Source organism: Protofrankia sp. Cr1 (assembly GCF_963555865.1).
Lineage (GTDB): Bacteria > Actinomycetota > Actinomycetes > Frankiales > Frankiaceae > Protofrankia.
The window spans coordinates 26,977-30,268 of record NZ_CAUVXO010000008.1 but is presented as its reverse complement, the minus strand read 5'-3'; the positions used below and the strand labels follow the sequence as shown (position 1 = coordinate 30,268).

Sequence of the window (3,292 nt, the reverse complement as noted above, 5' to 3'; positions counted from 1 at the left end):
AGCGGTCAGACATATCGCTTCGATACATCGAGGATGCCACTTCGGGGAATCCAAGGCAACAACGGATGTCTGGTGTGGAACGGCGAGATGGTTGGATCGTGTCTCGGCCGGCCGTGGCACACCGTGTTCGGAGGGTTCTCCGGCGCTCGGGGCGCATCTGTCCGGACCGTCTGCCGGGTCCCCGCATCCGGCGTACCGTCTTTGCCATGCGCCCACGGTCGGTTATCGACTACGCGCTCGCCCGGCGAGCGACACTCGCTGACCTGCATGCGGGCAGGGTGTCGACGACAGACGTCTGTGACGCTCACCCATATCTGCTCCGGGCAGCCAGATATCATGGCGAGGCGACCACCCGGCGCTGTCCGGTCTGTCGTAACGAACCTTTGATCAACGTGACGTACACCTACGGTGACGAGCTTGGCGTGAACTCCGGGCGGGTCCGCCCCACCAGGGATCTGCCGGCGCTGGAACAGCGCTTCAGCGAGCTGAACGTCTATGTCGTGGAGGTCTGCACCTCCTGTGGCTGGAACCATCTGACCACGTCTTTTGTGATCGGGACCGGCCAGCCACGAGTCAGGCGGGGGAGCCGTCGGCGCACGGCAGACTAAGAGCGCCCGCACGCCCTTTGGCCGGGCTGGCTGTGTGGGGCCTCCGGGCGTGCGGAAGGGCCACGATCGCACGCCCTTTGGCCGGGCTGGCTGTGTGGGGCCTCCGGGCGTGCGGAAGGGCCACGATCGCACGCCCTTTGGCCGGCTGAGGCCGGTTTTGCCGGAGCCGGTGTGGGTGCGTCCAGGTGGGGCGGCGTAGCGTCTCCCGGCAGCCACCGACCATGCGGGGTCCGTACCCCCTGCCGCAACGGACGGGACTGTCAGTGAGGCCACCCTACGATCGGGATGTGCACCCGCGCGACGATGACAACGCACGTACGCACGTGCGCCGTCCGCCGGTCCGCCGGGACCATCCCCGTACCGCCGGTTCGGGCGCGCCCGATCGTGGTCCCGACGGCCGGGGTGGGGCGCGCGACAGCCGCTACGACACGACGGACCGCGCCGCGATGGAACGCATCGGCGTCCGCGAGCGCACCGGCGACTCCACCACCTACGTGCGCCGCCCTCGCCCGGATGACGTGCCCGCCGCGGCTGCGGGTGACGCCCTTGATCAGGTCGGCGACCCCCCGGCCCGGCGTGCGGGTCGCCGCGCGGCCGCGTCCACGGTCAGGAAGGGTCAGGGCAAGCACGGTCCGATGTTCTGGCGAAACCGTCCACGGTGGTTGCGCCGGCTGGTCCTGCTCGGGCTGTTGTCCAGCGTGCTGATGGTCGCAGCCCTGGTGGCGCTCGTCCTGGCCTTCACAAAGGTGCCGCTGCCGGCAACGGTGAACACCGCCGAACAGACGTCGGTCATCACCTACGCCGACGGCCGGACCGAAATCGCCAAGATCGGAACGGTCAACCGGACGAACGTCCCGCTCTCCCAGGTGTCGGTGGACGCCCAGCACGCGGTGCTGGCCGCCGAGAACAAGAACTTCTACAGCGAGCCCGGCATCTCCCCGAAGGGGATCGCCCGCGCGATCTGGGTGAACCTCAGTGGTGGCGAGATCGCCCAGGGCGGTTCCACCATCACCCAGCAGTACGCCAAGAACGCCTATCTGACCCAGGAACGGACCTTCTCCCGGAAGTTCAAAGAGATCGCCATGGCGATCAAGATCGATCAGCAGTACTCCAAGGATGATGTGCTGGAATTCTACCTGAACACGATCTACTTCGGCCGTGGATGCTACGGCATCGAGGCCGCGGCCAAGACCTACTTCGGCAAACCCGCCAAGGACCTCACGGCCGAGGAGGGCGCGGTCATCGGCGGGCTGATCCGCTCCCCGAACGCGCTCGACCCGCGGGCGACCCCGGCCGCCGCCGAGCGTCGCTGGCACGAAGTGATCGACACGATGGCCGCCAAGGGATGGTTGGACGCGACCCGCGCCGGTCCCGACAAGAAGCCACCGGTGACCAAGGAATGGGACAAGTCCAACGGCCTGGCGGTGTCATCGCCACAGGCCGCCTACATTCGTGACCAGGTCAAGGCCGAGCTGATCGCCGCCGGTATCACCGAGCAGCAGATCAACCTCCAGGGTCTGCGCATTCAGACCAGCATTGATCAGGGTCGCCAGACGGCCGCCTACCTGGCCGTCACGAACGTGCTCCAGAAGCCGTCCACGGCCGTGCCCGATCTGCGAACCGGGCTGGTCGCGGTCGAACCGAGCACCGGGCGGGTCCTTGCCTGGTATGGCGGTTCGATCTACGGCAAGGGTGCGAACGGCCAGACCTTCTGGGAGGACAACGTCTCAGAGGCGAAGGTGCCGCCCGGGTCGACGTTCAAGCCGATCACGCTGGCGACCGCCCTGACGCACGGCGCGAGCCTGAACTCGACCTATGAGGCCCCGGACGTGCTGAAGATTCCCGGAAACTCCGCCGACGGCACTGGAACCTACGTCGTTCACAACGACGAGGAACACGGCAACTTCGGCTATCCCAACCTGGTCAAGGCAACCGCGGAGTCCATCAACACCGTGTTCGTGCCACTCGGTATCACCGCCGGGATCGACAACGTGATCTCCACCGCGCGCGCCCTCGGCGTGTCCAAGGACGTCGCGCTCACCGACGACGCCGGGGTTACGCTGGGCCGGGACGGCATCAGCGCAAAGAACATGGTCGCGGTCTACAGCACCTTCGCGAACGGGGGCAAGGCGACCACCCCACACCTCGTCGACCGGGTCGTCGACGGCAAGGGAAAGGTCATCTACGAGGGTCCGACGGGATCGACGACCGCACTGTCTGGCGAGTGTGACCGCGGATGTGACCTACGCTCTGCAGTCGGTCATCAAGGACGGCACCGGCAAGGCCGCGCAGTTGGCCGACGGCCGTCCGGTGGCTGGCAAGACCGGTACCACCGACAAGTTCCGGACCGCATGGTTCTGCGGTTATGTGCCGCAGGTGGCGGCCTGCGTGAACATGTTCCGCGGGGACGGCGGGGTGAGCAAGGAGACCGCGCTGACCGGAATCCCCGGGGCCATGAGCGGTGTCTACGGCGGCGGTTATCCCGCCAAGGTCTGGAAGGCCTTCATGGACGGCGCCCTGACCGGCGTGGCGCCGCAGCCCTTTGCCGCGCCGAAGTACGTCGGGACGGTCACGAACGCGTCACCGTCGCCGACCCCCGAGCCGAGCGTCCCGCCGCTGCCCGCGCCGATGCCGTCAGTGGTGCTGCCGATCCCCACGCAGTCGCGACCGACTCCGGAAAGCTC

At 67.5% G+C, this 3,292-nt stretch carries 2 protein-coding genes and 1 pseudogene; all 3 read left to right on the top strand.

Translation table 11 applies throughout. The features are described 5' to 3' along the window. Positions 1 to 206 precede the first annotated feature (206 nt). Positions 207 to 608 carry a DUF5318 family protein gene (locus U9980_RS01975; RefSeq protein ID WP_322766431.1) on the top strand — a complete coding sequence of 134 codons (402 nt, stop codon included), beginning with the start codon at positions 207 to 209 and terminating at the stop codon, positions 606 to 608. Positions 609 to 829: 221 nt separating this feature from the next. Then, positions 830 to 2,725: pseudogene (locus U9980_RS01970) on the top strand (transglycosylase domain-containing protein); the annotation flags it as partial. Positions 2,726 to 2,834: 109 nt separating this feature from the next. Next, positions 2,835 to 3,292 (top strand): penicillin-binding transpeptidase domain-containing protein (locus U9980_RS01965; RefSeq protein WP_322766440.1); only part of this gene is annotated, 458 nt, incomplete at its 3' end.

Coding starts and splice junctions, on each gene's coding strand:
- U9980_RS01975 (WP_322766431.1), top strand. CDS start 207: ATGCGCCCACGGTCGGTTATCGACTACGCGCTCGCCCGGCGAGCGACA.